This window comes from Pseudomonas californiensis (assembly GCF_021147775.1).
GTDB classification, from domain to species: Bacteria; Pseudomonadota; Gammaproteobacteria; order Pseudomonadales; family Pseudomonadaceae; genus Aquipseudomonas; species Aquipseudomonas californiensis.
The window spans coordinates 1-4,584 of record NZ_JAGTPK010000081.1; the positions used below are offsets into that span (position 1 = coordinate 1).

The following is a 4,584-nucleotide window of genomic DNA, read 5'->3' on the forward strand; positions in this document are numbered from 1 at the left end:
AGCGCTTTGAAATACCGGTCGCCAAGAGAATTTAGGCGCTTGGCAGCAGCATCAATTTAACGGGGAGTTGGTGTCCGGTTTTGTAGGGGCAAGTCCACGGCTCAGCTCCGCCATCGTCGGCTTCAAATTCGGATCAGAAGCAATCTGCATAAGCCCTTGAGCCAGCAGCTCAGTGTTCCGGTCGTAGTCAAACTTATTCTTGGCATCAAACGCCTGGCCTGTCATACCTCAACCTCTTCACCCAGATGCTCCAGCACACCCTTGGCCTCCTCCATCGCCGCCTTCAACTCTTCTTCCGAGCCTTCAGAATTAGGAGAGCCCAACGCCAAACGGTTCTGCACGTAGATTTCGCGCCATTTAGGAGCGTGAGCCTTGGTGACCACGGCGTTTTTGCACCGATTCGGATTGCAACGCAGCGATCCGATGCAAGGAAGAGACTCATCAAATGACTCGCGCTGACCGCCATAGCAGAAGCCTTGTCCCACATTAATGATCGCCATGCGCTTCTTGGCCATCTGGGCGATGATTTGCTCTTTGGTGTAGCCAGCCGCCATATACCCGCTGAACACCTTCCTCATCCGCGCCTTGTGGCTCACCGCATTGGGGCCGGCGTAGTTTGCGTCAGGATCGCAGTAGCTCTGGATGTACTCCTCCCCTGCCATTTGCGTCGGCGTCTTGCCCGAGGAGCGTCCACCCTTGGACAAGATCTCAGCGAGCGCACCGTACCCAAGCGTCACCGCACTGAACGCTTTGTTCTGGCCAGCACCACCGATAAGGTCACCAAAGTGCTTCAGTTGGTGAGAGATGAATGGGAGCCCAAGCTCAGCCCTCGCCATCTGGTAGGCCAGCGTGTGCCGCAATGTGTAGGGCGAGAACTCAAGAGTCTCGAACTCATCATCCGTCAGAATCTCCTCGAAGAAAGCCCTGAATTGGTGAGTGATACCAAGCGAGGACATCGAGTTTGGTACGGCGTCCTGCGCGACGGTATCCACATTGGAGAACAGGTAAGGATTCTGCTTTACCTTAGCGATGAGGCAAGCCGAACGGATAGCGTCACGCACAATTGGGATCGCGATCCATTTGTCGTCGAATAACTTTGCTAAGCCTTGGCGATGCTTGATCACGTTGCTGATCAACAACCAATAGTCGCTCTCTTGTTCCATGCACGACTCGACCAGGATCTCGGAGAGCTCTGAGGGCCGCATGCCGGTGTACTGCGCCACAAGATAGCAGGCACTGTACGAGACGAAATTGATGTACCTGCGGAAATCATCGTCTAGCTTGGAATCTGAGAGCTTGAGTAACGTTTCGGTAGCCTTAAAATCATGCCGACCGATTTCCGACAGGTACTCAGGTCGAACCTCACCTAACGCTTCAGCCATTGCGTCGGATTCATAGCCTTTTCTGCGAAGTCGCAGTGCCACGTAGAGATCGAGATTGTAACGCGACAGTTCTTGAGCGTTGGCTAGCGAGTAACCGCTGGCGTTCTTGCGGGTCAGGGCTACCAAGTCATCTACAGGCTCCCCTAGAGTGCTTAGGAAATCGACGACTGCGAACGACGCCTCGCGAGAAGCCTTCTCGAACACATCGTTCGGCAGAATACGGTAGGTGCGCTCGGATTCAGGGACGTGCTTGATTACCTTGGCCCAGGCTAGCGACTCCAGCTGAACGGAAGGCAGTCGCTCTTCGAAAATCTGCTCCTCGAAAAATGGCGACCTGACCAGGGTAAAGAACTTCCTGAGATCTGGGCCAAAGGCGTAGGGATGAATGAGCGCTGCCTCCCGGTACATACCCGCGTCGAAGTACGTCAGACCATGGTGTCCAACCTCGAAGAACTCATCCGTCATCAACTGACGCGCCTGCCCTGACATCGTATCCAGGAAGCTTAATCCAGCCTTCATGCATGAAATGGCGGTGTTGGCCTTGATGTTCCTAGGTGAGGCAAACGTGCGCAGTGCCGAAGGCATTTTAAGCCAGCAATACATGGCCACCTTGACCTCCAAGACAGCCGACTGATTGAGCAATGGGTACGATTCAAAATTGAGCCGTAGCTTGGCTCCCTGGACGTTCCTGGCGGCGTTCGGATGATCGTCATTGAAGTCCCAGACGGCGTCGCCCAAGACGGAAGTCTTACTGACAGGCAACGCCATCAGTGCCTGGTACCAAGAGAGTGCTTCCAGCGACACAGGAGTCGGATCGTCGATGTTCCTGCGCAATTCAACTAGCAGGGCGTGAGCAGCTGTCCGCCACTGTTTGTAAGCTGCGAGCTCAGGGATCAGAGAATGGCTCATAGCTTTACTCCCTCGGTCAAAATGCTGACCTGCAAGTTTTCAGAGAGACGCTCAGCCTTAGTCAGCTCCTCCACGGAAAAGTCTGATGTATCAGGATCGAGGAGGTTGTTGAGCACATCAAGGTTGTCCAGGATGACGGCTCCGTAGGGCGTATCAAGCACCCGATTGACCTCAATCATCCGCTGGTAGTCGCGCCGCATGGCAAAGAGCTCAGGCAGGTGCGACACCGTGATGATGCTGTTGCTGCATGAAAGGCACTTGTTGAACAGCGTGCAGGGCTTGCTGGGGTCGTAGCTTGCCAAAGCCTTGATGAATGCTGATGGATCAAAGACGTTCATGCAGTTCGCCAAGCCAGAACGCAGCGGCATCGCCTCGGGCGTGGACTCGATAGTTTTGATCGGGATCAGCTTCGGAGGCTCCTCCAAAGTGTCTTGCTGCATTTCATGGAGAACCTTATTCAGCATTCGGCGCGCCATGGGGTTGAAGTCCATCTGATCCAGATAGGCCATGGTGGTGCTGAGGCTCTTATGCCCCAGGAGCACCTGAATCTCACGTGGAGAGACGCCGCGCTCAATCAGCTCGCTCACGAAGCTTGGTCGGAAACGTGACGGTGAGAGCTTGAGAGGATTGCCGTCCTCGTCAAGCAGATCGTGATCCTGAGAAAGCCTCTGTAGAGTCTTGTGCAGCATGCTTTCGCCGGAACTCTCAAAAGAGTTCACCACGCCATACATCCTGGGAGAACTCGACCGGTAGATGAAGAGTTTGTTCTGAGCCTCGACAGGCGCATTCAGACGAATATCACGGGTCAGAAGCTTCACATCGTCAAAGATCTGCTTGACCGCACGGCCTTGAGAGGTGGTCAGCCAAGAGATTTCCGCATGAAAAATATCGAGATGAAGCATCTTCGCGCCCTCAGATCGCTCTTTCCAATACAGCAAGCAAGGGCGCTCGGTTAAATCATGGCGTTCAATGAAATCATCCAGCTCCAGTCCCAGCAGCGAGTCAGCGTTCATCCCGGTAACTTGGGCAAGCCGAGCGATGTACGGCGCAATGACTCGACCATCAACCTGATACTGCACGCCCCAGCTTTTATAAACCTCGAAGATCGAAATTGACGAAGCCGAGATAATCGACATAAACGCCCGTTGATAGGGGTCGTTTTTATCTACGGATTCGAAGTTCAGGGGCTTGCAGTCGAGTTTGTTCTCAAAAATCCACCGAGCGTTATCCATGGTTTTGAGGCCTCTGCGAATGCTCCCGTCAGGGCTTAACGGGTCTTCACCAACGTGGCTTACGACGTAAGGCTGGGCCAAGCGATTGGTTTCCTCAATCTCTTGCTCAATGACTTGCGAGATTCGGTTTCGCACAGCCTGGGGGTATGGCTTGTACTGGTCAGTTTCACGTTCAGCATCGAACCCCGCAGCGCTGACGAAGCTGGTCAGCCCTAGGCCCTCAATCTGGACTGCACGAGCCATCATCTTCCGAGCTGAGCTCATCATCGAACTGCTGTGGCTGGTCGACAGCGCACGTTCAAGAATCTTGTGCTGGAGATATCCCCTGAACTTTGGAAGGGTGTAGGGGGTTACGAGCTCCCGGATATCCTCCAAGCCTGTGTAGTTGGCCTCCGTGAGATAGGCTCGGTAGTATTTGAAAGCCTCGATGAAATTCGACTGACCTGACGCACTACTACTCTTCATTGATGAAGCACTGAAGAGGTGCAGCATGTGCTGGAAGGGACGCTCCGCTTCCGGGCTTGCGAGGTCGGACAGACGATGGATGCGGACTGAGCGTAAAGCGCTGAAGGCGTCTCGCAAAGATTCAGTGGGCTTGCTCTCTGGTTTCGAGGCAACCCGCTGCTCAACGGTTTGGTAGCTGGAATCGAGAACGCCGAGCTTCCGAAGATCATCAAGGATTTCCTCAAATGTGATCCTCACGAGTTCATATCTCGTCCTCGCGCCATTGAAGCCTGATAACTCAGGAATCTCGCTCAAGAAGCCTCGATCCTTGATGCTATTGCCAAACACCGGGATGGCCAACTTCTCCTCCATAGACATGCCTTCATACCAAGCAAGCAACCTACGGCGCCAATCGCAAGCGTTCGACGAGTGACCTGGGACAATGATGCCTTCGGCGCGCATCGCATCGAAGATCGGCTCAAAGTATGAAGTGCGCTTAGAGATCGCCATTGGGCTGATGAACGAGCCCCATGAAAGACAGGACACCGTTTCCCCCTTACGATAAGGGATAGGCAAACGGTTATGTTTATGACTAACAGCAACGATAAGAGTGGGGA

Annotated in this window: 3 protein-coding genes; all 3 read right to left on the minus strand. The window is 53.9% G+C overall.

Annotation, left to right across the window (positions count from 1 at the left end; translation table 11 throughout):
- Positions 1–51 precede the first annotated feature (51 nt).
- A complete protein-coding gene (locus KDX37_RS28645; protein ID WP_231656561.1) occupies positions 52–225 on the minus strand; it encodes a hypothetical protein in 174 nt (57 codons plus the stop codon).
- Positions 222–2,291 (minus strand): tyrosine-type recombinase/integrase, encoded by a 2,070-nt coding sequence (locus tag KDX37_RS28650; protein WP_231656562.1) that lies wholly within the window; start codon positions 2,289–2,291, stop codon positions 222–224. The genes KDX37_RS28645 and KDX37_RS28650 overlap by 4 nt, the downstream gene beginning before the upstream one ends.
- The coding region (locus KDX37_RS28655; RefSeq protein ID WP_231656563.1) for a site-specific integrase at positions 2,288–4,584 on the minus strand (2,297 nt) is incomplete at its 5' end. The genes KDX37_RS28655 and KDX37_RS28650, both read right to left, overlap by 4 nt.

What these genes read in the sequence shown, in the direction of transcription:
- KDX37_RS28645 (WP_231656561.1), bottom strand. Translation starts at nt 225, where the DNA reads ATGACAGGCCAGGCGTTTGATGCCAAGAATAAGTTTGACTACGACCGG.
- KDX37_RS28650 (WP_231656562.1), bottom strand. Translation starts at nt 2,291, where the DNA reads ATGAGCCATTCTCTGATCCCTGAGCTCGCAGCTTACAAACAGTGGCGG.